We start from the raw sequence: 21,727 nt of genomic DNA, 5'->3' as shown, positions 1-21,727 counted from the left end.
AATCAGGAGACTTGACATTAAGCCCGAACCACCCCGGTACGGGCGCAAGCGGAACGGGAGCAGCGATGGCGCTCGGAGCGGTGGCGGAACCGCCGGTACGACGGCGAGGTAGCGACTACGCACAGTTGTCCCGACGGATCAGCCAGGCGGGCCTGCTGGAGCGGCGCCCCGGCTGGTATGTCACCCGCATCGTGCTCACCCTCGGTGCCTTCGTGGCCGGCTGGGTGGCAGTGTTCCTGCTCGGCGACTCCTGGTGGCAGCTTCCGATCGCGGCCCTGATGGCGGTGGCCACGACCCAGGTCGCGTTCCTCGGTCACGACGCCGGGCACCGCCAGATGTTCCGTCGGCGTGGCCCCAGCGAGTTGGTGGGACTGCTCGCCGGCAACGTGGCGGTGGGGATCAGCTACGGCTGGTGGGTCGACAAGCACAACCGGCACCACGCCAACCCGAACCACGAGGACGAGGACCCGGACGTCGGCGCGGGGGCCCTGGTGTGGACGCCCGAGCAGGCGTTGGAGACCCGTGGGTTCGGCCGTTGGATGGCTCAACGGCAGGCGTACTTCTTCTTCCCGATGCTGCTGCTCGAGGGTCTGAGCCTGCACGTGGCGAGCATCAAGGCGATCGTCGGCCGGGAGGACGGTAAGTACGCCGTCCCCATGCGGCACCGGGCGGTCGAGGCGGCGTTGCTCGTCGCGCACACCGCCGCTTACGTGGCGCTGCTGTTGGCGGTCATGTCCCCGGTCAAGGCGCTGCTCTTCGCCGTCGTGCACCAGGCGCTGTGGGGCCTCTACATGGGCTGCGCGTTCGCGCCGAACCACAAGGGCATGCCGATGCCGACCGCCGAGGACGAGCTGGACTTCCTGCGTAAGCAGGTGCTGACCTCCCGCAACGTGCGCGGCAGCCGACTGGTGGACACCACGCTCGGCGGTCTCAACTACCAGATCGAGCACCACCTCTTCCCCAACATGCCGCGCGCCAACCTGCGCCGGGCCCAGCCGATCGTGCGCGCCTACTGCGCCGAGCAGGGCATCCCGTACGCCGAGACCGGGCTGGTCGAGTCGTACCGGCAGGCGCTCGGTCACCTGCACGAGGTGGGTCGGCCGCTGCGCGGCTGAACAGCACGGCCGCTGCGCGGCTGACGCGATACTGATCGGCGGGGCGGCATCTGATGATGCCGCCCCGCCGTCGCGTTTCTGGCCGGCACCGCCTGCCGGAGACCTGGGCTCGAGGGAGCGCGTCCGGGCTCGTCGGACGCGCCACCGGTAGGGTCTGGTCATGGCAGACCTGCTCACCGCGGACGCGGTGCGAGAAGAGCTGAGCCGGTTGCCCGACTGGTCGGGTGACCCGACCGGCATCGGTCGTACCGCTCAGCTCGGCAGTTTCCCGGCGGCCATCGAAGTGGTGGACCGGGTGGCGACGGTGGCCGAGGATCTCGACCACCATCCCGACATCGACATCCGATGGCGGACCCTGACCTTCCGCTGTGTCACGCACTCGGCCGGTGGGGTCACCCACCGGGACATCGAGCTGGCCCGGCGAATCGACGACATCGTCCGGAGCGCGGCATGAGATTTGAGATCAGCAAGGTGTTGGACGCCATCGAGGGTCGCGTCTGCACCGACCCGTCACTGGCCCGAGCCGTGATCGACCTGGCCGAGGTGATCCGCTACCAGGACATCGACGGTGGCCGACCGGCCAGCCTGCTCCGCCTCGGCATGGTCATCGACGCGCTCTCCCGCGAGCTGGAAGAGGACAGCGTCCAGGTCTACGCGGTGGTGCACCGGGCGTTGCTCTCCGACGCCGATCTCACCTCGAACGAGCGGATGGTCGTCCGCCGCTGGGCCGACGACGGGCTCGTCGAGGTGCTCGACAACCCGGGTGACCGGATGTTGGAGGTCGCCGACCTGCTCGGTCTGCCGGTGCTCAGCCGGGTCCGCTTCGACGGGTTGCGCGGTCGGTTCCCGTGGCTGGTCGAGCAGCCCGGTCGGGTGGTCGCGCCGGTGCCGGGCGCCGGCGGACCGGTGTTCATCGCACACGTCGGTGGTGGGCACTCGCCGGTGGCCGGCAAGCGGTCACCGACCGGTGCCAAGCTGCTGGCCCGCCAGTGGCGCTGCCCGGAGTCGGGCTGCGCGCTGTTCGGCGGCGGTGGTGGGGGCGGCGCGTTCGCCGACCTGGCCGGGGGCGCCGATCGCAGCCCCGCCGCGCAGCCGCCGCCCGCGCTGCGCAACGGCGTGCCGACCTGCCCCCGACACGGCGTACGGCTCGGGGACGGCGGCCCGCGTCCGCGTACCGAGGTGCTCGCGGTGCGCGTCGGCGGCCTGGTCCGACGGCGGTTCGTGCTCAGCGAGGAGCAGCCGATCGTGGCCGGTAGGGCTCCCGAGCAGGACGGCGGGATCATGCTCGGGCAGTGGCTCAACGACGAGGCCCGGCGCTGGATCAGCCGTGGTCACGTCCGCTTCGAGCTGCGGGTCGGCGAGGTCATCGTGACCGACGTCAGCACCAACGGCTCCGGCATCCGCCCGGCCGGTTCGATGACCGAGTCCGACCGGATCCCGCTGGCGCCGCAGCAGTCCCGGGTGCTGGGTGAGAACGACATGGTGGAGCTGTATCCGGGGGTGCAGATCGGTCGGGCCGAGGAGTTGCCCACCGGCGCCCCGTTCACCCCCACCTCGGTGATGGCCGAGGCCCCGACGATGGCCATGCGCCTGCCCCGCCCCTGACGCGAAAGGCGGGCGCCGGAACCCCGACGCCCGCCTTTCACCATGTTCCCGGGTCAGCCGGCCAGCACCTCGGCCAGCTGGGTCACCGCCAGGTCGATCTCCTCCTCGGTGATCACCAGCGGCGGGGCGAGCCGGATGGTGGAGCCGTGGGTGTCCTTGGCGAGCACTCCGCGCGCGGCGAGCCGCTCGCACGCCTCCCGACCGCTCATCAGCGCCGGGTCGATGTCCAGACCGGCCCACAGGCCACGGACACGTACCCCGACCAGGCCCTTGCCGAGCAGCCCCTCCAGGCCGGCCCGCAGCCGCTCACCCAGCTCGGCCGAGCGGCGCTGGAACTCGCCAGTGGCCAGCAGCCGGACCACCTCGATCGCCACCGCGCAGGCGAGCGGGTTGCCGCCGAAGGTGGAGCCGTGCTGGCCGGGCTTGAGCACGCCGAGCACGTCGGCGTTCGCGGCCACCGCTGACACCGGCACGATGCCGCCGCCGAGCGCCTTGCCGAGCAGGTACATGTCCGGCACGACGCCCTCGTGGTCACAGGCGAAGGTCGCGCCGGTACGCCCCAGACCCGACTGGATCTCGTCGGCGATGAACAGCACGTTGCGCTCGGTGCAGACCTGGCGTACGCCTGGCAGGTAGCCCTCCGGCGGCACCACCACACCCTGCTCACCCTGGATCGGCTCCAGCAGCACGGCCACGGTGTTCTCGTCGATCGCGGCGGTCAGCGCGGCCAGGTCGCCGTACGGCACGACGGTGAACCCCGGGGTGTACGGCCCGAAGTCGGCGCGGGCGTCCTCGTCGGTGGAGAAGCTCACGATGGTGGTGGTCCGCCCGTGGAAGTTGCCCTCGGCGACCACGATGTTGGCCTGCCCGGCAGCCACGCCCTTGACCTGGTAGCCCCACTTGCGGGCCACCTTGATTCCGGTCTCCACCGCCTCGGCGCCGGTGTTCATCGGCAGCACGAGGTCCTTGCCGCACAGCTCGGCAAGCTCCCGGCAGAAGTCGGCGAACTGGTCGTGGATGAACGCCCGGCTGGTCAGCGTCAGCCGGTCCAGTTGGGCGTGCGCGGCGGCGATCAGCTGCGGATGCCGGTGACCGAAGTTCAGCGCGGAGTAGCCGGCCAGGCAGTCCAGGTAGCGGCGGCCGTCCACATCGGTGAGCCAGGCGCCCTCGGCGGACGAGATCACCACCGGCAGCGGGTGGTAGTTGTGCGCAGTCCAGCGCTCGGCGTCCCGGACCGCTCCCGGCGTACGCAGCTTGTCATCCACGATCACTTGCTTGCCTTTCCCTGACGGAGTCGCAGCGTGCAGCACTTCGGTCCGCCGCCGGCCTTACGGAGCTCGGACAGGTCGACCCCGATGGTCTCGTAGCCCCGGTCGCGCAGCTTGGCGGCCAGGTCGGTGGCCTGCGCGGGCAGCACCACGTGCCGCCCGTCGCTGACCGCGTTCAGCCCCAGCACCTCGGCGTCGGCCATGGTGGCGTGCACCGCGTCGGGGAAGAGTCGGCGCAGCACGGCCTGGCTGCCCGGGGAGAACGCCTCCGGCAGGTACGCCACGGTCCTCTCGTCGAGCACTGTCAACGCGGTGTCCAGGTGGTAGAAGCGCGGGTCGACCAGCTGCATGGTGATCACCGGGTAGCCGAAGACCTCCTGCAACTGGGCGTGTGCGGCGTGCGCCGTGCGGAAGCCGGTGCCGGCCAGCAGGTGGTCACCGGCCAGCAGGACGTCGCCCTCGCCCTCGTTGACGTGCTTCGGGTCGTACATCTCGAAGCCGGCGGCCTCGAACCAGGCCCGGTACGCCGGCGCCTCGTCGGCGCGCTGCGGGTCGCGGAACTGCACGGCCATCGCCTTGCCGTCGATCACGGTGCCGCCGTTGGCAGCGAAGACCATGTCGGGCAGGCCGGGCACCGGAGTGATCTCCTCGACGGTGTGGCCCAGGTCAAGGTACGTCTGGCGCAGCTGCTCCCACTGCCGGACGGCCAGCGCGGCGTCGACCGGCGCGCTCGGGTCCATCCAGGGGTTGATCGCGTAATCGACGGCGAAGTACGTCGGCCGGCACATCAACAGGCGCTGGCTGGTGGCGTCCATCGTCATTGTCCTGCTCCCAGGGGTCGGGCGCGCCCGGCCACCGTGGCCCACGGGCTGGCGCCGTTGCTCAACGGTATGCGGCGTCAGCGGCAGGATCCACCACCGAGAGTTGCGCAGACCGAAGATTCGTTGCGTCTGGGCGCTCAGCGACTGCGATTCGTTGCGTCGGGGCCTACCCGGGCGGGGTTCGTGTTTTCGGGCCGTGCCCCGGACACACTTCAGGGGCGGCGAACCGCCGCCCCTGAAAGGGTGTCGCCCGGCCGGTGAACCACCGGATGAGATCGGGCTGCCGGCGAACCGCCGGCTGTTCGCCGGTGCATCACCGGCGAGCGGAACAGTGCCCGCTAGAAACGATCCACAAACTGTGAGTCAAGCCACTCCCGGAAGCGCGGCACCCAGTCGCCGTCGGTGGTCGGCCAGTCGAACTGGCCGGTCATCGCGAGCACCCCGATCACGACCGCGGACAGCCCGATCAGCACACCGAAGAGCGCGTCGGTCTTGCCGGCGACGTGCCGACGACGGGTGGCCATCAGGCCGAGCACCGCCAGCACCGCACCGAATGCGCCGAGCCCGATGCCGTACCCGGCCAGGGTCCCGGTCAGCACGAACATCGCGCCGGCGACCGAGACGATCAGGCCGAGGGTGGCGAGCAGGCTGGCCCGCGGCTTCGGGCCACGCGTCACCGGCGGCTCGGGCGTGCTCACGCCCGGGGTCGGGTCGACCGGGCGGTCGGTGGTGACCCGGTCGGTGGTGTCGGGCCGACGGGTGGTGCTGTCGAGGTCGGCGTCCCGCTCGGCGGTACGCGCCGTCGTCGGGGCGACGGGGGGCCGGGAATCGGTCTCCACCTTGTTGGCGGTGCCGGTGCGGGGCTCGGGCGTCACGGGGCTGGTCGTGCCGTTCACCGGCTCGGGTGCGACCGGGCGGGCCGTGCCGCCGTTCACGGGCTCGGGTGCGACCGGCCGGGAAGCGGTGCCCCGGGAGTCGGTCTCCACCGGTCGCGCGGTGGCGGCTCGGGCCACGGCCGCCCGCTCGTTGGCCCGCCGCTCGGCCTCGCTGGTCTGGCCGCCGGTCGCGCCGGCGCTGCGGTACGTCGTCTGGTCGGCGTCCCGGTCGGTGACCACCGGGCGGCCGACGCTGTCGTCGGACTGACCGGTCTCGGTGACCGGGGTGTCGCTGCCGTCCACGCGGCCGTCGAGGTTCTCGTCCCGCGTCGGTGCCGGCTCGGACCGGCGGGACAGCGAAGGAATCCTGACCACTACACACCTCCTGATGAATGCGTGGTGGCCGACGGAAAGGGTGGCACCCACGCGGTCTCGCCCCCCAAATACCCACCTGGGCGTTTCCTGACACCAATCCTGGGTACGGCCGCCGAGACCGGCCTTGACCGGCCCTCGCTTGGCCTCGATCGACTCGGTTTCCTGGAAGTCGCGGTGTCCCGCTCCTCGCAACACCGCGGTTTCCTGGAGTTCGAGTCGATCAACGCCGCGGGGACCGAGTGGATCGACGCGGCGGGGACTGGGTCGATCGAGGCGGCGGCGGGCCCGAGCCGATCGGCGCGCGGTCCGGTCGGGCGGGGCTGGCTATCCTTGGCACCTGTGCCAGAGGGACATACGATCCATCGCCTGGCGGCCCGGCACGCCGAGTTGTTCGCCGGGGACAAGCTGCACGCCGCCAGCCCGCAGGGCCGCTTCGCCGAGGGTGCCGCCCGGCTCTCCGGGACCGTGCTGGAGGGCACCGAGGCGTACGGCAAGCACCTGCTGCATCACTACGCCGGCGAGCTGACTCTGCACGTACACCTCGGGCTGTACGGCAAGTTCACCGACGGGCCGGCGGAGCCGCCCGAGCCGGTCGGGCAGGTGCGGCTGCGGCTGGCCAGCGACCGGGACTGGCTCGACCTGCGCGGGCCGACGGCCTGTGAGCTGCTCACCCCACCCGAGGTGGCCGCGCTGCGGGACCGCCTCGGGCCGGATCCGCTGCGCGCCGACGCCGACCCGGAGCGGGCGTACGCCCGGATCGCCCGCAGCCCCACCCCTCTCGCCGCGCTGCTGCTGGACCAGTCGGTGGTGGCCGGCACAGGTTTGATCTTCGTGACCGAGGCGCTGTTCCGGGCGGGGCTGCCGCCCACGATGCCCGGCCGACAGTTGACCAGGACCGGCTGGGACGCGCTCTGGGGCGACCTGGTCGGGCTGATGCGGCTCGCGGTCGAGCAGGGCCGGATCGACACGGTCCGCGACACGCACCTGCCGGAGGCGATGGGCCGGCCGGCGCGCGTGGACCGGCACGGTGGTGAGGTGTACGTCTACCGCCGCCCGGGAGCACCCTGCCACGTCTGCGGCACCGAGGTCAGCCGCGGCGAGCTGGCCGGCCGCAACCTGTACTGGTGCCGTACCTGCCAAGCCGGCTGAGCCGCCTGCCCGCCCCGCGCCCCGCGCCCCCGCCCGCGCGCCCGCGCGCCCCCGCGCCCCCGCGCCCCCGCGCCCCCGCGCCGATCTTGCAGTTTCTGTCGTCGACTTGAGTGGATATGCACCCTAGGTCGGGACAGAAAGTGCAAGATCGCGGAGCTGGGTCGGGTCGAGCCGGAGTTCAATCGGCGTCGAGCAGCCAGCGGACCACCTCGATCTTCTCGGGGAAGACTGTGTCGTCGGCGAGGCTCCAGGCCAGCGTGTGGCCGATCGTCCAACCTCGGACCCGTTCGGGGTCCAGGCCCAGTTCGGTGCTGAGCCGGTGCAGTCGATGCCGGACGGCGGCCGGGGAGTGGCCCAACTCCGGGCCGCGCACGATCGGTACGACCGAGAACTCCCGTTCCCCGGTCAGCGGCTTCGGGTCGATCGCCAACCACGGCCCTCGGTCGGCGGTGAGCGCGTCGGCGGCGAGGATGTTGCCGGCGTGCAGGTCCTGGTTGACCAGCACCTGCTCGCCCTGGCTCGACGCCAGGCCGGTGAGCAGGTCGAGCGCCGCGTCCAGCAGCCGTCGCTCGTACGGTCGGGCGGCCCGTTCCCAGGCCCGGGGCATCCGGTCGATCCAACCGGCGGCCTCCTGTGCCAGCGGCGTGAACGGCGCGCCGGCAGGTCGCCAGAGCCGGGGGAGCAGTCCGATCACCACGTCCAGCGCTCGGTCCGGCGGAAGGTCGTGCAGGGGAGTGCCGGGCTGGCAGCGTTCGAGCAGCAGGGCACGCCGCGCGGGGTCGCGGGCGAGCAGACGGATCGCCGCGTCACCGTCCCAGTGGGCCAGGGCGTCGGCCTCGTACCGGCTCTCCTCGTCGGGGTACTGGAGCTTCAGCACCGCCGCCGTGCCGTCGGGCAGGTGGGCGGGAAGTGCCAGTGACGCGTACGCCTGCCGGAAGGGCGGGCCGACCCGCAGTGACCAGCGTTCGGCGCACTCGTTCAGCCACGTCGGGAGTGCGGCCAGCCAGGTGCGACCGGCGGGTGATCCGCGTACCCAGTCGAGTCCCTCGGGCAGATCCATCCGGCGCTCCTGAGTCGTGCGGCGATTAGTGCCGGCTGCCAGCTGATTCAGCCGGGCCACGGCGTTCACACACCGGTCCACAGTGGCTAGCGTGGACGGGTGCAGATTGGTGTGAACGTACCGAACTTCGCCCCGGGCACCGACCCCGACGTCCTGCGTCGGTGGGCGCAGACGGTGGAGGGTCTCGGCTTCGACCTGTTGATGGTCTCCGATCACATCGCGGTGACCCCGGACGTGGCCGAGCAGTATCCGGCGCCGTTCTACGAGCCGTTCACCACGCTGTCCTGGCTGGCCGGGGTGACCAGCCGGGTTCGGCTGGGCACCACGGTGCTCATCGTCCCGTACCGGCACCCGCTGCTCACCGCCCGGATGGCGGCGAACCTCAACCGGCTCAGCGGCGGCCGGCTCGTTCTCGGTGTCGGCGTCGGCTGGGCCCGGCAGGAGTTCGAGGCGCTCGGCGTGCCGTTCCGGCAGCGTGGCGCGCTGACCGACGAGTACCTGCACACCATGCGCGAGGCCTGGCAGGACACCGAGGACTACGACACGGCGGCGATCCCGATCTGGGTCGGTGGCAACAGCGAGGCCGGCATGCGGCGCGCGGTACTGCTCGGTGACGCCTGGCACCCGCTGCGGGTCACGCCGGCACGGCTGGCCGAGGCGGTCGGACGACTGACGGACATCGCCGACGAGCTGGGTCGCCCGGTGCCCGCGTTGGTGCCGCGGATCGCGCTCCAGGAGACCCGAGAACCGATCACCGACCCGGACCGGCTCGCCGGTGTCGGCACCATCGATCAGATAGTCGCCGACCTCGACCAGCTTCGTGCGCTCGGTGCGGAGACGGTGGTGCTGGACCCGTTCAACGGCGACCTGACCGAGATCCGCCAGCCCGAACGCGCCTGGCGGACCCTTGCGGCAGTGGCCGCACATCACGCAACCCAGGAGGACCGATGACCCCGGACGACGAGAAGTTTCTCCGCCACGCAGTGGAAATCGCCAGGCGGGCGGGGGCTTCCGGCGAACGGCCGTTCGGCTCGTTGCTGGTCGACGCGGCCGGCGTCGTCCTGATCGAGGACCACAACACAGTGGTCTCCGACGCGGACATCAGCGCCCATCCGGAGTTGAAGCTGGCCCGCTGGGCGGCTCGGGAACTCTCCCCCGAGGTGGCCGCGGGCACCACCATGTTCACCAGTTGCCAGCCCTGCGCGATGTGCGCGACGGCGATCGACCGGTCCGGCCTCGGTCGGGTGGTGTACGCGCTGTCCACCGAGCAGTTCGAGGAGGTCAAGCCGGCCACCCCGCCGCTGCCCCCGGTCCGCTACGAGGGGCCGGCGCTGTTCGACGAGGCACGCCAGCCGATCGACGACTACTACTGACCGAAGCTGCCCCGGGGTGGTGTGACGCAGCCGGAATTGACAGTCGGCCGGCTGCCGGAGCAGGGTTGAGCGGTGACAACGATGTCAACGGGCAAATGGGAGGAAAAGCCTCCCGCCGCGTGCCGACCCTGGCCAGTCGATTCGTGGCGTACCGTTGGCGGTTTTGCGGCGCGGACCCGGTCCGTCCGCCGATCCTGGCCGTATGTCCCTTTCCTACCCGACGGTGACCAGCTGAAATGACCGACGTGCCCCGATCCGACGCCGCAACGACCCCTGCTCCGGCGGGGTCACCAGACCTGCCCGATCTGGACGAGTTCCTCGTCGACCAGACCCGGACGCTGCTCGACACCGCCCGCCGCTCGGTCCGGCCCGAGGGCGGCTTCTGGTGGCTCACCGACGACCGCACCCCGGATCGCGGCGAACCGATCCACACTTGGATCACCTGCCGGATGACCCACGTGGCAGCCCTCGCTCATCGCAACGGCGATCCAGACGCCGCCGCCCTGGTCGACCACGGGATCGCCGCGCTCAGCACGCTGCTGCGCGACGACCGGTACGGCGGCTGGTTCGGCGCGGTGGACCAGCAGGGAGCGCCCGTCAACGACCGCAAGGCCGGGTACGACCACGCGTTCGTGCTGCTCGCCGCCTCCAGCGCCGCGCGCGCCGGACGGCCCGGCGCGGATCGGCTGCTCGCCGACGTGCTGACCGTCGTGCGGGACCGGTTCTGGGACGACGACGCCGGCGCGGTCCGCGAATCGTGGAACCGGGACTGGACGGTCACCGAGGACTACCGGGGCGCCAACAGCAGCATGCACATGGTCGAGGCCTTCCTCGCCGCTGCCGCCGCCACCGGCGACGCGAGCTGGGCCGACCGGGCCCTGCGGATCGCCACCCACCTCGTGCACGGTGAGGCGGCCCGACACGACTGGCGGCTGCCCGAGCACTTCACCACCGACTGGACGCCGCTGCCCGACTACAACCGGGACCAGCCCGCCGACCCGTTCCGGCCGTACGGCTCCACGATCGGGCACTGGCTGGAGTGGGCCCGGCTGCTGCTGGAGTTGGAGGCGGTGCTGCCACAGCCACCCCGCTGGCTGCTCGCCGACGCCTGCGCCCTGTTCACCGCCGCCGTGGGTCGCGGCTGGGCGGTCGACGGCGCGGACGGCTTCGTCTACACCATCGACTGGGACGACCGGCCGGTGGTGCGCTCCCGGATGCACTGGGTTCTCGCCGAGGCCATCGGCGCGGCGATCACCCTGCACCGCCGCACCGGGGACACGGTCTACCTCGACTGGTACCGGGTCTTCTGGGCGTACGCCCGCCGTCGTCTCATCGACCAGACCGGATGGCGGCACGAGTTGGACGCGCAGAACCTGCCCGCCGACACGGTCTGGCACGGCCGGCCGGACGTCTACCACGCCTACCAGGCGGTACTGCTGTCCCGCGCGGCCGACGGGCTCGGCGGCCCCGGCCCGCTCGCACCGGGGGAGGTGACCGCGTGATCGTCGTCGCGGGTGAGGCTTTGATCGACCTGGTCGTCACCGCCGAGGGGCAGCGGCCCGTGCCGGGTGGCTCCCCGGCGAACGTCGCGGTCACCCTGGCCCGGCTCGACCAGCCGGTACGGCTGCTGGCCCGGCTTGCCAGCGACGAGTACGGCCGGCAACTCGTCGAGCACCTGAGCGCCAACCGGGTGGACCTGGAGTGGGCGGTACGCGCCGAGGAGCCCACGTCGGTGGCGGTGGCCACCCTCAACGCCGCCGGGCAGGCCAGCTACGAGTTCCGGCTGGCCGGTGCGGCCGACTGGCAGTGGACGCCGCAGGAGTTGCCCGAGCTGGCCGGGTCACCGGCCGTCGCGCTGCACACCGGGTCCCTCGCGCTCGCGTTGGCACCCGGCGCGGAGGCGCTGGAGGGCCTGCTCGCCCGGGAACGCCAGCGCGACGGGCTCACCGTCTCCATCGACCTCAACCTGCGCCCGAGCATCGTCACCGACCGGGCGGCGGAGCAGGAGCGGGTACGCCGACAGATTCGCCTCGCGCACCTGGTCAAGGCCAGCGACGAGGACCTGGCCTGGCTCTACCCGGACCGTTCGGTGGCCGACGTGATGACCGAATGGCGTACGGCCGGTGTGTCCTGCGCCGTGGTGACCCGGGGCGGCGACGGCGCCTGGCTGCTCGCGCCCGACGGCTCGCTGCACGAGGAGCCAGCGGTCCGCACCACTGTGGTCGACACCGTCGGTGCCGGCGACTCGTTCACCGGTGGGCTGCTGGCCGCGCTGGCCGGCCTCGACGCGCTCGGTGACCGCCCCGCCGACCGGCTCGCCGCGGTGACTCCGCTGCAGTGGGCGGAGGTGCTCCGACAGGCCGCCACGGTGGCCGCGCTGACCTGCGCCCGCCGAGGCGCCAACCCACCCACCCGCGCCGAGGTCGAAGCACTCCTCAAGACCGCCTAGGAGAGGCCGCGCTTCAGCAGTCTGGTGGGTAGGACCGTGGTGGAGGGTGGGGTGTCGTCGCCGGCCACTCGTTGGAACAGTCGCTCGGTGGCGACCCTCGCCAACTCCCGGGTGTCGTACGCGACGACAGTCAGCGGTCGGGGCATCAGGTGGGCCAGCTCGAAGTCGTCGAAGCCGACCAGCGCGGCGTCACTGCCCCGCCGGTGCAGCTCCTGGAGTGCGCCGACGGTGAGCCGGTTGTTGGCGCAGAAGAACGCGGTGGGCGGCTCCGGAAGGTCGAGCAGTGCGGCGACCGCCCGGCCGGCCTCCTCGGGAGCGATGAGCCGCTCACGGATCAGCGACTCGTCCGGCTCGACCCCGGCGGCGTCCAGCGCCGCGCGTGCTCCGGCCAGCCGCTCCCGCATCGTGGGCACGCTCGGCGCGCCGAGCAGCAGCCCCACCCGTCGGTGCCCCTCGTCGAGCAGCGCGCTCACCCCGGCGTGGCTGCCACCCCGGTTGTCCAACAGCACCGCGTCGGCCTGCAGCCCCTGCGGCGGCCGGTCCAGGAACACCACAGGCATGCCCAGCTCGACCTCGCGACGCAGGAACGAGTGGTCGAGCCCCGCCGGCACCACCAGCAGGCCGTCGACCCGGCGCTGGGTGAAGTCCTGGAGCAGGGCGCGTTCCCGCTCCGGGTCCTCCTCCGACGACGCGGTGATCAGCATGGTGCCGTGGGCGGCGGCGATCTCGGCGGCGACGCTGGCGATGGTCGCGTAGAACGGGTTGGCGATCTCCTCGATCAGCAGCCCGACGGTGGCGTTGAGCTGGCGGGAGCGCAGGTTACGAGCGATGTCGTTGCGCCGGAAGCCCAGCTCGGCGATGGCGGCCAGTACCCGGCCGACCAACTCCTGCCCCACCGGCTCGTCGTTCACGACCCGGGAGACCGTCTTCAGGCTGACGTCGGCCCGCCGGGCCACGTCGACCATCGTGGGACGCCGACGCACGGTCGGCCGGGTCGGGGTCTGGGTCACGGGGTGGTCCTCCACGGCGGGCGCGGGTCAGCGGTCGAGGGCGGCGAGCGCGTCGACCGCTTTTCGGGCGGCGATGAGCACCGGATCCCACACCGGCGCGTACGGCGGAGCGTAGCCCAGGTCCAGCTGCGTCATATCGTCCACCGTCATGCCGTTCCACAGCGCCACGGCCAGCGAGTCGATCCGTTTGGCCGCCTCGGACCAACCGACGATCTGCGCGCCGAGCAACCGGCCGCTGGGACGCTCGGCGATCAGCTTGACCGTCATCGGCCGGGCACCCGGGTAGTAGCCAGCCCGGTTGGTCGACTCGGCGATCACCGAGACGAACTCGAAGCCGGCAGCCGTGGCGTCGCGCTCGCGCAGACCCGTCCGACCCACCTCCAGGTCGCAGACCTTGGTCACCGCCGTGCCGATCACGCCCGTGAAGGTGGCGTACCCGCCACCGATGTTGATCCCGGCGACCCGGCCCTGCTTGTTGGCGTGCGTGCCGAGCGGCACGTGCACCGGCAACCCGCTGATCCGGTGCAGGGTCTCCACGCAGTCACCGGCCGCCCAGACGCCGGGGTGCCCGGGCACCCGCATCCGGCGGTCCACCCGGATCGCGCCGGTCGGCCCGAGGGGCAGCCCGGCCGCTTCCGCGAGGGCGGTGTTGGGGCGTACGCCCAGACCCATGACCACGACGTCGGTCGGGATCGGTCCCTCGGCGGTGACCACGGCGGACACCCTGCCGTCCCGCTCCTCAAGGCCGCTCACCGGCAGGCTGCCGCGGATCGTGATGCCGAGGCCGCGCATCGCCTCGGCGACCAGCTCGCCCATGTCGCTGTCGACCGTCGACATGGGCTGCTCGCCAGCTTCCACCAGGGTCACCGAGAGGCCGCGTTGGATGAGGGCCTCGGCGATCTCGACGCCGATGTACCCGCCGCCGACCACCACGGCCCGGCGCGGCTGCGGGTCGGCGTCCAGCCAGTCGCGTAGCGCCGCACCGTCGTCGAGGGTCTGCATGCCGAACACGCCGCCCGCGTCGGTGATCGCCCACGACGGTTTCACCGGCACCGCGCCGGTGGCGTACATCAGGTCGTCGAAGCGTTCGCGGACCTCGCCGCCGCCCTTCAGGTCCCGTGCCACCACCTCGCGGCGTTCCAGGTCGATGGCAGTGACCTCGTGGCGCATCCGGACGTCCATCGCGTACTCGGTGCGGAACGTCTCCGGGTCCCGGGCGATCAACGCCTCGGGGCCGGGCACCAGGCCGCTGATCCAGTACGGGATGCCGCACGCCGAGTAGGAGGTGAAGTGGCCCCGCTCGAAGACCACGATCTCCAGGTCGCCACGGTCACGACGGCGTCGGGCCTGGGACGCCGCCGACATTCCGGCGGCGTCCCCGCCGATGACGATCAGCCGTTGCGCCACGGGTTCATCCTGTCACGCGGTGATCAGCCGCGGGTCTGCCGTGCGACGTCCTGCACCACGTCGGTGAGTCGGCCGGTGCGCTCGAACACCGCGCGCTGCCGTGCCGCGCCGCTGCCGTGCCGGCGCAGCCCACCCAGCAGGTCGGTCACCTCGGCCCAGTCGCCGTGCTGCTCCAGCGCGGGCCGCATCCGCTCCACGAACCGGTCCAACAGCTCCCACGCCGGGCGCAGCTCACCGTTGGTGACGTCGACGGCCTCGCCTTCCAGCCCGTCATGGGCGGCCCGCCAGTGCGCCCCGACCAGCAGGTGGTGGTCGGTCTGCAACGCCGGCCGGCCGGCCTCGACATCCGCCATGGCGGTGGCCACCAGTGCCCGGACCAGCGCGGCGACCAGCACCGCGTCGTCCACCGACGGGCAGACGTCGCCGATCCGCAGCTCCACCGTCGGGTACTTCGCCGACAGGCGGGCGTACCAGTAGAGCATCCCCTCGTCGAGCATCACCCCGCTGGAGATCAACTGGCGGATCAGCCGCTGGTAGTGCTCGTGCGACTCCAGGAACGGCGTCGGCGCCACCGACGGCCAGCGCTCCCACTCCACCGAGCGCCAACTGGCGTAGCCGGTGTCCTCGCCCCGGGAGAACGGCGAGTTGGTGGTCACCGCGTGCAGCATCGGCAGCCACGGCCGTACGTGGTTGAGTACCTGCACGCCGGTGTCCGGGTCGGGCACGCCGACGTGTACGTGCATGCCGTTGTTGCCGGGGCCGGGGACGAGCAGCCGGAAGCGCTCGATCATCCGGTCGAAGCGGGGCTTGTCCACGACCGGCGGCACCGGGCCGTCCACCGGGCCGGTGCCGATGGCGAGCAGGCGTACGCCGGCCCGCTCGGCGGCGTCGGAGAGCGCCCGACGCAGGACGCCGAGGGAGTGCCGGATCGACGAGAGCTCCAGGCCGGGCGGGCTGCCGATCTCGATCTGACTGGTCTGGAACTCCCGCTCCACCTGCCCGCGAAGTTCGGCCGGCACCTGCTCCATGACCAGGTCCACGGCCGGAACCGCGGCCCCGGTGTGCGGGTCGACGAGCAGGAACTCCTCCTCGACACCCACGGTGAGCAACCCGGTCGCCGCAGCCATGTCGCTGGGCGCCTCCGCCACCTGACCGGTCATCACATCACCCGTCCGTTCCTACCGTTCGCGGTCCGTCCGCGTTGGTCCGCCGTTGGTTACCCAACGTGGCGATGCCGGGAAACGTGGCGGCGGCGCGTCGTACTCGGGGCGGGCCGCCGGATTCGGCTGGATGACGTGACAGCGGGTCCTATGCTGAGCCCGTGCCGGTGCTGCTGGGCTATGTCGGGGTCGCGTGGATGTCCGCGTACGCCCAGCTCACACTGCTCGCGGACCGACCGGTCGACCTGCTGGCGGGCGCCGCGTTGACAGCCCTGGTGCTGCTCGCGGTGGTGCTGGCGGCCCGGGTGCACGACCGGGCGGGCGCGCCCGGTGCCGGGCCGCGGTGGGCCGGACTGCGGGCCCGCTCCCGAAGTCGCCGAATGCCTCGCCAGATCGACCCGGATGCGGCCGGTCGTCCTCGTCCCCGCGCTCCGGGGCACCCCTCGGTCGCGTAGCGCCTCGCCGCCACGCGGCCGATCCCGCCGTCACCGGCCCCCCTTGCTGAGCGGACACCGCCCGGGGGAGGGCCTCACCGGAATCGGACCGAGGGGCTTCCCATGCTTGCCTTCGCACCACTGCACGACACTGTCGCCGCTGCCGGCAGCGCGCTGTCCTGGCTCACCGAGCTGCTCGAACCACTGGCCGGCGGCGCAGCGACCGCCGCCGCCATCGTGCTCTTCACCATCGCCGTCCGCCTGCTGATCTCGCCGCTGACCGTCGCGCAGGTCCGCGGCGAGCGGCGCCGCGCGGCGCTCGCCCCACAGGTGCGTGACCTCCAGCAGCGGTACGCGGACGACCCGGCGACGCTTCAGCGCGAGGTGTTCACGTTGTACCGCGAGGCCGGCGCGAACCCGATCGCCGGCTGCCTGCCGTTGCTCATCCAGGCGCCGTTCCTGCTGGTGCTGTACCGGTTGTTCAGCACCAGTGAGGGCGGCACCGGGTTGCTGGACGAGCGGTTGGCCGGCGTGCCACTGGGTCACCATCTCAGCGACGGGCTGGCCGGTGCGGCCGGACCGCTGTTCGGCGTACTGCTGCTGGTCTTGCTGGTGGTGGCCTGGTGGTCGTCGCGGCGGGCCCGCCGGGCGTCGGCGGCGGTGGGCACGGTGGCCGGTACGCCGACCGAGGGGCCGGGGGCGGCCACGCTCGGTCGGCTGCTGCCCCTGCTGCCGTTCACGACAGTGCTGGTGGCGCTGGTGCTGCCGCTCGCCGCGGTGATCTACCTGGTGACCACGAGCGTGTGGTCGGCCCTTGAGCAGGCGGTGCTCCGGCGGCCGCAGGCAACTCGACCGGCCGACATAGATCGACGTTGACAACTGTGTTGACGGGACGTACAACTCTGAGAGAGCGCTCTCTCGATCCGTCCCCCCGCAGAGAGGCACGTCCATGCCACCTCCCCTGGCGGTCACCGCCGCCCCACCCGTCCGCCGCCGACTGTTGGCGTCCGTCCTGCTCGCAGCTACCACCATCGCCCTGGCCGGCGTCACCATGACCGCGCAGGCCGCCGTTCCGCCACCGCCGGCCGGCTGGAGCACGGTCTGGAGCGACGACTTCACCGGCGCGGCCGGCACCCTGCCGTCGGCCGCCAACTGGATCATCGACACGGGGCACAACTACCCGGGCGGCCCGGGCAACTGGGGCACCGGCGAGATCCAGAACTACACCGCCAGCACCGCCAACGTGAGCCACGACGGCGGCGGCAACCTGCGGATCACGCCGCTGCGCGACGGAGGGGGAGGCTGGACCTCCGCCCGGATCGAGACCGTGCGCAGCGATTTCAAGGCCCCGGCCGGCGGCGTGCTGGCGATCGAGGGCCGGATCCAGATGCCGAACGTCACAGGTGCGGCGGCGTCCGGCTACTGGCCGGCGTTCTGGGCGCTGGGCGCGCCCTACCGGGGCAACTACCAGAACTGGCCGGGCATCGGCGAGTTCGACGTGATGGAGAACGTCAACGGCATCAACTCCGTCTGGGGCGTGCTGCACTGCGGCGTGGCCCCGGGCGGACCCTGCAACGAGTCGAACGGCCTCGGCGCGTCCCGGGCCTGCCCGGGCGCCAGTTGCCAGTCGGCGTTCCACACGTACCGGTTCGAGTGGGACGCCTCGATCAGTCCCCAACAACTGCGCTGGTACGTCGACGGGCAGCTCTACCACACCGTCACGCAGAGTCAGGTCGGCGCGTCGGCCTGGTCGCAGATGACCTCGCACGCCGGCTACTTCCTGTTGCTCAACGTGGCGATGGGCGGTGCCTTCCCGAACGGGGTGGCCGGCAGCGGCACGCCGACCGCAGCGACCGTTCCGGGTCGGCCGATGCTGGTCGACTACGTGGCCGTGTACCGCCGGGGTGGCGGGACCACCCCGCCGCCGACCACCCCGCCGCCGGGCGGGACGAGGGACGCGTACGGGCAGCTCCAGGCCGAGTCGTTCAACGCCCAGAACGGCGTGGCTGTCGAGGCGTGCGCCGAGGGCGGGCAGAACATCGCCGCCCTGCGTAACGGGGACTGGGCGCGCTACGACGGCGTCGAGTTCGGCTCCAGCGGGCCTCGCGACTTCGTGGCCCGGGTCGCGTCCGGCGCGGCGGGCGGGGTGAGCGGTCTGGTGGAGGTGCGGCTGGACAGTCCGACCGCGGCTCCCATCGGCAGCTTCGCGATCGGCAACACCGGCGGCTGGCAGAGCTGGCGCTCGGTGCCCGGCAACGTCGGCGGCGGGGTGACGGGCCGGCACACCGTCTATCTCACCTTCACCAGCGGCCAGCCCAACGACTTCGTCAACGTCAACTGGTTCACCTTCCGCCGCTGAGGCGGACGCCCTGCGGCCTCCCGTCGCGCCGCCCGCGCGACGGGAGGTCCGTTCACCCGGGCGACCCCTGGACAGAAACAGTTAACTGTCTTAATAATTAGCAGTGACGTTGACGTCCATGGATGCCCGTTGCGGGCGTGGAGGGCCGAATGAAGCCTGCCAGAACCCTTGTCCTGTCCCTCGTCGCCGCCCTCGCGGCGACACTCGGCGCGGCCTGGGTGGCGCTGCCCGCGTACGCCGCCGGAGCCACCGCCAGCTTCGTCAAGACCGCCGACTGGGGCTCCGGTTGGGAAGGGAAGTACACCATCACCAACGGCGGCAGCTCGACCGTCAACGGCTGGAGCCTCGCCTTCGACCTGCCGTCCGGCACCACCCTCGGCAGCTACTGGGACGCGTTGCTCAGCTCAGCCGGCCAGCGGCACACCTTCACCAACCGGTCCTGGAACGGCGCCATCGCCCCGGGCGCGTCGGTCTCCTTCGGCTTCCTGGCCAGCGGCTCCGGCTCGCCGGGCGGCTGCCAGCTCAACGGGGCGTCCTGCGCCGGCGGCACCCCACCCACCACGCCGCCGCCCACCACGCCCCCGCCGACGACGCCTCCGCCGACCACCCCTCCGCCGACCGACCCGCCCACCGGTGGACTGCCGAAACACCTGCTCACCGGGTACTGGCACAACTTCGACAACCCCGCCGTCGAGCTGCGGCTACGAGACGTGCCGGCCGAGTACGACCTGGTGGCGGTCGCCTTCGCCGAGGCCACCGCGACGCCGGGAGCGCTCACCTTCGGCATCGACCCCGGGCTGGCCGCCGCGCTGGGCGGCTACACCGACGCGGACTTCACCGCCGACGTGCGCACCCTGCGCAGCCGGGGCAAGCGGGTCATCCTCTCCGTCGGTGGCGAGACCGGCCGGGTCGCCGTGAACAACGCCGCCTCGGCCGCCGCGTTCGCCGACACGGCCGCCGCGTTGATCGCCCGGTACGGCTTCGACGGAATCGACATCGACCTGGAGAACGGGCTCAACCCCACGTACATGGCGCAGGCGCTGCGCGCGCTGCGGGCCACTGTCGGGTCGAGCCTGATCATCGCGATGGCGCCGCAGACCATCGACATGCAGAACCCGGCCGGCGGCTACTTCAAGCTGGCGCTCGACATCAAGGACATCCTCACCGTCGTCAACACCCAGTACTACAACTCCGGCGCGATGCTCGGCTGCGACCAGAACGCCGCGTACGGCCAGGGCACCGTGAACTTCATCGTCGCGTTGGCCTGCATCCAGCTGGAGGCCGGGCTCCGCCCCGACCAGGTCGGCCTCGGCCTGCCCGCCGGAGCGGGGGCGGCCGGTGGCGGCATCGTCGCGCCCAGCGTGGTGAACGCCGCCCTGGACTGCCTGGCCCGGGGCACCAACTGCGGCAGCTTCCGGCCGCCGCGCACCTACCCCGGCATCCGGGGCGCGATGACCTGGTCGGTGAACTGGGACGTCAGCAACGGCAACGGCTTCGCCAACACTGTGGGCCCGCACCTGGACACCCTGCCCTGAGCAGTGCCGACGTCCGCACCGGCGTCGGCGCCACCACCTGCGCGGCCGGCACCCCGCCCGGCCGCGCAGGGCATCGGCACCATCCGCCCGCGCGCCGAGCGCCGCTCGACGACGCAGGCGAAAACCCCCCACCACACCGGTCCCTGGAGGCCACCATGAAACTCCGATCCCCCCGCGCGGCGACGTTCGCCGTCGCGCTGGCCGCCGCACTGGTGGCGGCCACCGTCGTGGCGCCGCAGGCCGCGTCCGCCGCCACCGCCGCCTTCGCCCGCACCAGCAGCTGGAGCAGCGGGTACGAGGCGAAGTTCACCGTCACCAACAACACGTCCACGGCGATCACCTCCTGGGACGTTCAGTTCGACCTGCCCGCCGGCAGCACGGTCGGGTCGGCCTGGGACGCCCTGGTGAGCAGTTCGGGTCAGCACGTGACCGCCCGAAACCAGTCCTGGAACGGCGCCCTGGGGGCTGGCGCGAGCACCTCGTTCGGCTTCATCGTCGCTGGCACCGGCGACCCCATCAACTGCACTGTCAACGGTTCGCCCTGCGCGGGCGGCCCGACCACCCCGCCAGGCGCCCCCGGCACTCCGGGCGGTCTGCGCGTCACCGGCACCACCGCGTCGGCGGTCTCGCTGGCCTGGAACGTGGTCGGCGGCACGGTGACCGGCTACCGCGTGTACGAGGGCTCGACGGTCCGCGCCACCGTCACCGGCACCTCGACGACCGTCTCCGGCCTGGCCGCCTGCTCGGCGCACAGCTACACGGTCGCCGCGTACAACTCCGCGGGGGAGTCGGCGCGGTCGACAGCGGTCGCCGCGAGCACCACCGGCTGCACCGGTGGCGGCGGTTCGATGGCCGTCGCGCCCTACCTCTACCCGGGCTGGGGTGACCCGCCCGCCCCGGCGACGGTCATGTCGGCGACCGGCGTGAAGTGGTTCACCATCGCGTTCGTGCTCTCCGGCGGTGGCTGCACCCCGGCCTGGGACGGCGGTGGCCCGCTCACGGGGGGCGCGCACGCCAACACCATCGCGGCCATCCGGGCGGCCGGCGGCGACGTGATCCCGTCCATCGGCGGTTGGAGTGGCAACAAGCTCGGCCCGAACTGCTCCTCGGCCAGTGCCCTGGCCGGGGCGTACCAGCAGGTGATCAACGCGTTCGGGCTCAAGGCGATCGACATCGACATCGAGAACAGCGACGAGTTCGAGAACGAGGTCGTGCAGGACCGGATCCTCGGCGCGCTGAAGATCGTCAAGCAGAACAACCCGGGTCTGAAGACCATCATCACGTTCGGCACCACGACCACCGGCCCGTCGTACTACGGCACCCGGCTGATCAACCAGGCCGCCGCGCTGGGCGTCAACATCGACACCTTCACGATCATGCCGTTCGACTTCGGTGGCGGGGCCAACATGTACCAGAGCACTGTCAACGCCGCCGAAGGGCTGAAGAACACGCTGAAGACGGCCTTCGGTTGGTCCGACGCGACGGCGTACGCCCACATGGGCATCTCCGGGATGAACGGGCTCTCCGACCAGCAGGAGTTGACCTCACCGGCCACCTGGACCCAGATCCGTGACTGGGCGAAGGCACGCGGGCTGAGCCGGTTCACGTTCTGGTCGGTCAACCGGGACCGGCCGTGTCCGGGCGGGGGCGTCGTCGCCAACTGCTCCGGCATCGCACAGAACACGTGGGAGTTCACGTCGATCACCGCCCAGTTCGGCTGAGCGGGACGCGG

The 21,727-nt window shown here is 72.1% G+C and carries 20 protein-coding genes; 13 read left to right on the top strand and 7 right to left on the bottom strand.

The features are described from left to right. Window positions 1–65 precede the first annotated feature (65 nt). From GA0070561_RS25275 to GA0070561_RS25265, 3 genes are all read left to right on the top strand, one after another. Window positions 66–1,115, top strand: a complete 1,050-nt coding sequence (locus tag GA0070561_RS25275; protein WP_091406009.1) for a fatty acid desaturase family protein — start codon at window positions 66–68, stop codon at window positions 1,113–1,115. A 160-nt stretch (window positions 1,116–1,275) separates the two neighbouring features. Beyond that, window positions 1,276–1,569, top strand: a complete 294-nt coding sequence (locus GA0070561_RS25270; RefSeq protein WP_091406005.1) for a 4a-hydroxytetrahydrobiopterin dehydratase — start codon at window positions 1,276–1,278, stop codon at window positions 1,567–1,569. After that, on the top strand, window positions 1,566–2,720 hold the full coding sequence (locus GA0070561_RS25265) for an FHA domain-containing protein (RefSeq protein ID WP_091406003.1): 1,155 nt from the start codon (window positions 1,566–1,568) through the stop codon (window positions 2,718–2,720). Before GA0070561_RS25270 ends, GA0070561_RS25265 begins: the two co-directional genes overlap by 4 nt. A gap of 53 nt (window positions 2,721–2,773) precedes the next feature. Here GA0070561_RS25265 and rocD read toward each other — a convergent pair whose 3' ends face one another. The 3 genes from rocD to GA0070561_RS25250 all read right to left on the bottom strand — a co-directional run bounded on the left by rocD (window position 2,774) and on the right by GA0070561_RS25250 (window position 6,059). Next, a complete protein-coding gene (gene rocD / locus GA0070561_RS25260) occupies window positions 2,774–3,988 on the bottom strand; it encodes an ornithine--oxo-acid transaminase (RefSeq protein WP_181539483.1) in 1,215 nt (404 codons plus the stop codon). Continuing rightward, window positions 3,988–4,803 carry a dimethylargininase gene (gene ddaH / locus GA0070561_RS25255; protein WP_181518433.1) on the bottom strand — a complete coding sequence of 272 codons (816 nt, stop codon included), beginning with the start codon at window positions 4,801–4,803 and terminating at the stop codon, window positions 3,988–3,990. The genes rocD and ddaH overlap by 1 nt, the downstream gene beginning before the upstream one ends. A gap of 344 nt (window positions 4,804–5,147) precedes the next feature. Continuing rightward, the gene (locus tag GA0070561_RS25250; RefSeq protein ID WP_244166427.1) at window positions 5,148–6,059 is read right to left on the bottom strand and encodes a DMT family transporter; all 912 of its coding nucleotides are present in this window, start codon (window positions 6,057–6,059) and stop codon (window positions 5,148–5,150) included. 339 nt (window positions 6,060–6,398) lie between these two features. On the opposite strand from GA0070561_RS25250, the gene GA0070561_RS25245 reads away from it, so the two are divergent. Further along, entirely contained in the window at window positions 6,399–7,208 is an 810-nt protein-coding gene (locus GA0070561_RS25245; protein ID WP_091406490.1) for an Fpg/Nei family DNA glycosylase, read from the top strand. Window positions 7,209–7,386: 178 nt separating this feature from the next. Here the strand turns inward: GA0070561_RS25245 and GA0070561_RS25240 are convergent, their stop codons facing one another. Continuing rightward, the gene (locus GA0070561_RS25240) at window positions 7,387–8,268 is read right to left on the bottom strand and encodes an aminoglycoside phosphotransferase family protein (protein WP_091406000.1); all 882 of its coding nucleotides are present in this window, start codon (window positions 8,266–8,268) and stop codon (window positions 7,387–7,389) included. 99 nt (window positions 8,269–8,367) lie between these two features. Here GA0070561_RS25240 and GA0070561_RS25235 point away from each other — a divergent pair, with 99 nt between their 5' ends. The 4 genes from GA0070561_RS25235 (at window position 8,368) to GA0070561_RS25220 (ending at window position 12,090) form a co-directional block, all read left to right on the top strand. Then, window positions 8,368–9,219, top strand: a complete 852-nt coding sequence (locus GA0070561_RS25235; protein ID WP_091405998.1) for an LLM class flavin-dependent oxidoreductase — start codon at window positions 8,368–8,370, stop codon at window positions 9,217–9,219. After that, window positions 9,216–9,641: a nucleoside deaminase gene (locus tag GA0070561_RS25230; protein WP_091405997.1), complete on the top strand. Its 426-nt coding sequence runs from the start codon at window positions 9,216–9,218 to the stop codon at window positions 9,639–9,641. The genes GA0070561_RS25235 and GA0070561_RS25230 overlap by 4 nt, the downstream gene beginning before the upstream one ends. Before the next feature lie 236 nt (window positions 9,642–9,877). Continuing rightward, entirely contained in the window at window positions 9,878–11,143 is a 1,266-nt protein-coding gene (locus tag GA0070561_RS25225; RefSeq protein ID WP_091405995.1) for an AGE family epimerase/isomerase, read from the top strand. Further along, window positions 11,140–12,090 carry a carbohydrate kinase family protein gene (locus GA0070561_RS25220; RefSeq protein WP_091405993.1) on the top strand — a complete coding sequence of 317 codons (951 nt, stop codon included), beginning with the start codon at window positions 11,140–11,142 and terminating at the stop codon, window positions 12,088–12,090. The genes GA0070561_RS25225 and GA0070561_RS25220 overlap by 4 nt, the downstream gene beginning before the upstream one ends. On the opposite strand, the gene GA0070561_RS25215 is transcribed toward GA0070561_RS25220, so the two are convergent. The 3 genes from GA0070561_RS25215 to GA0070561_RS25205 all read right to left on the bottom strand — a co-directional run bounded on the left by GA0070561_RS25215 (window position 12,087) and on the right by GA0070561_RS25205 (window position 15,667). Further along, entirely contained in the window at window positions 12,087–13,055 is a 969-nt protein-coding gene (locus tag GA0070561_RS25215) for a LacI family DNA-binding transcriptional regulator (RefSeq protein WP_091406488.1), read from the bottom strand. The two genes, GA0070561_RS25220 and GA0070561_RS25215, sit on opposite strands and share 4 nt — an antisense overlap. Before the next feature lie 72 nt (window positions 13,056–13,127). Further along, window positions 13,128–14,507 carry an FAD-dependent oxidoreductase gene (locus GA0070561_RS25210; RefSeq protein WP_091405991.1) on the bottom strand — a complete coding sequence of 460 codons (1,380 nt, stop codon included), beginning with the start codon at window positions 14,505–14,507 and terminating at the stop codon, window positions 13,128–13,130. 23 nt (window positions 14,508–14,530) lie between these two features. Then, window positions 14,531–15,667 (bottom strand): carboxylate-amine ligase, encoded by a 1,137-nt coding sequence (locus GA0070561_RS25205; protein WP_091405989.1) that lies wholly within the window; start codon window positions 15,665–15,667, stop codon window positions 14,531–14,533. Between the two features lie 161 nt (window positions 15,668–15,828). Between GA0070561_RS25205 and GA0070561_RS25200 the strand changes: the two genes are divergently transcribed. From GA0070561_RS25200 to GA0070561_RS25180, 5 genes are all read left to right on the top strand, one after another. Beyond that, a complete protein-coding gene (locus GA0070561_RS25200; protein WP_244166426.1) occupies window positions 15,829–16,122 on the top strand; it encodes a DUF6412 domain-containing protein in 294 nt (97 codons plus the stop codon). Window positions 16,123–16,224: 102 nt separating this feature from the next. Beyond that, a complete protein-coding gene (locus GA0070561_RS25195) occupies window positions 16,225–16,977 on the top strand; it encodes a YidC/Oxa1 family membrane protein insertase (RefSeq protein WP_091405987.1) in 753 nt (250 codons plus the stop codon). Between the two features lie 73 nt (window positions 16,978–17,050). Further along, window positions 17,051–18,460, top strand: coding sequence for a carbohydrate-binding protein (locus tag GA0070561_RS25190; protein ID WP_091405985.1), 1,410 nt, complete (start codon window positions 17,051–17,053; stop codon window positions 18,458–18,460). Between the two features lie 149 nt (window positions 18,461–18,609). Further along, window positions 18,610–19,995, top strand: a complete 1,386-nt coding sequence (locus GA0070561_RS25185) for a chitinase (RefSeq protein ID WP_091405983.1) — start codon at window positions 18,610–18,612, stop codon at window positions 19,993–19,995. A gap of 155 nt (window positions 19,996–20,150) precedes the next feature. Beyond that, on the top strand, window positions 20,151–21,716 hold the full coding sequence (locus GA0070561_RS25180) for a cellulose binding domain-containing protein (RefSeq protein WP_091405981.1): 1,566 nt from the start codon (window positions 20,151–20,153) through the stop codon (window positions 21,714–21,716). The last annotated feature ends 11 nt before the right edge of the window (window positions 21,717–21,727 follow it).

The organism is Micromonospora saelicesensis, from assembly GCF_900091575.1.
Taxonomy (GTDB): domain Bacteria; phylum Actinomycetota; class Actinomycetes; order Mycobacteriales; family Micromonosporaceae; genus Micromonospora; species Micromonospora saelicesensis.
The sequence above is the reverse complement of the archived record's forward strand: the minus strand, read 5'-3'. Positions and strand labels throughout refer to the sequence as shown.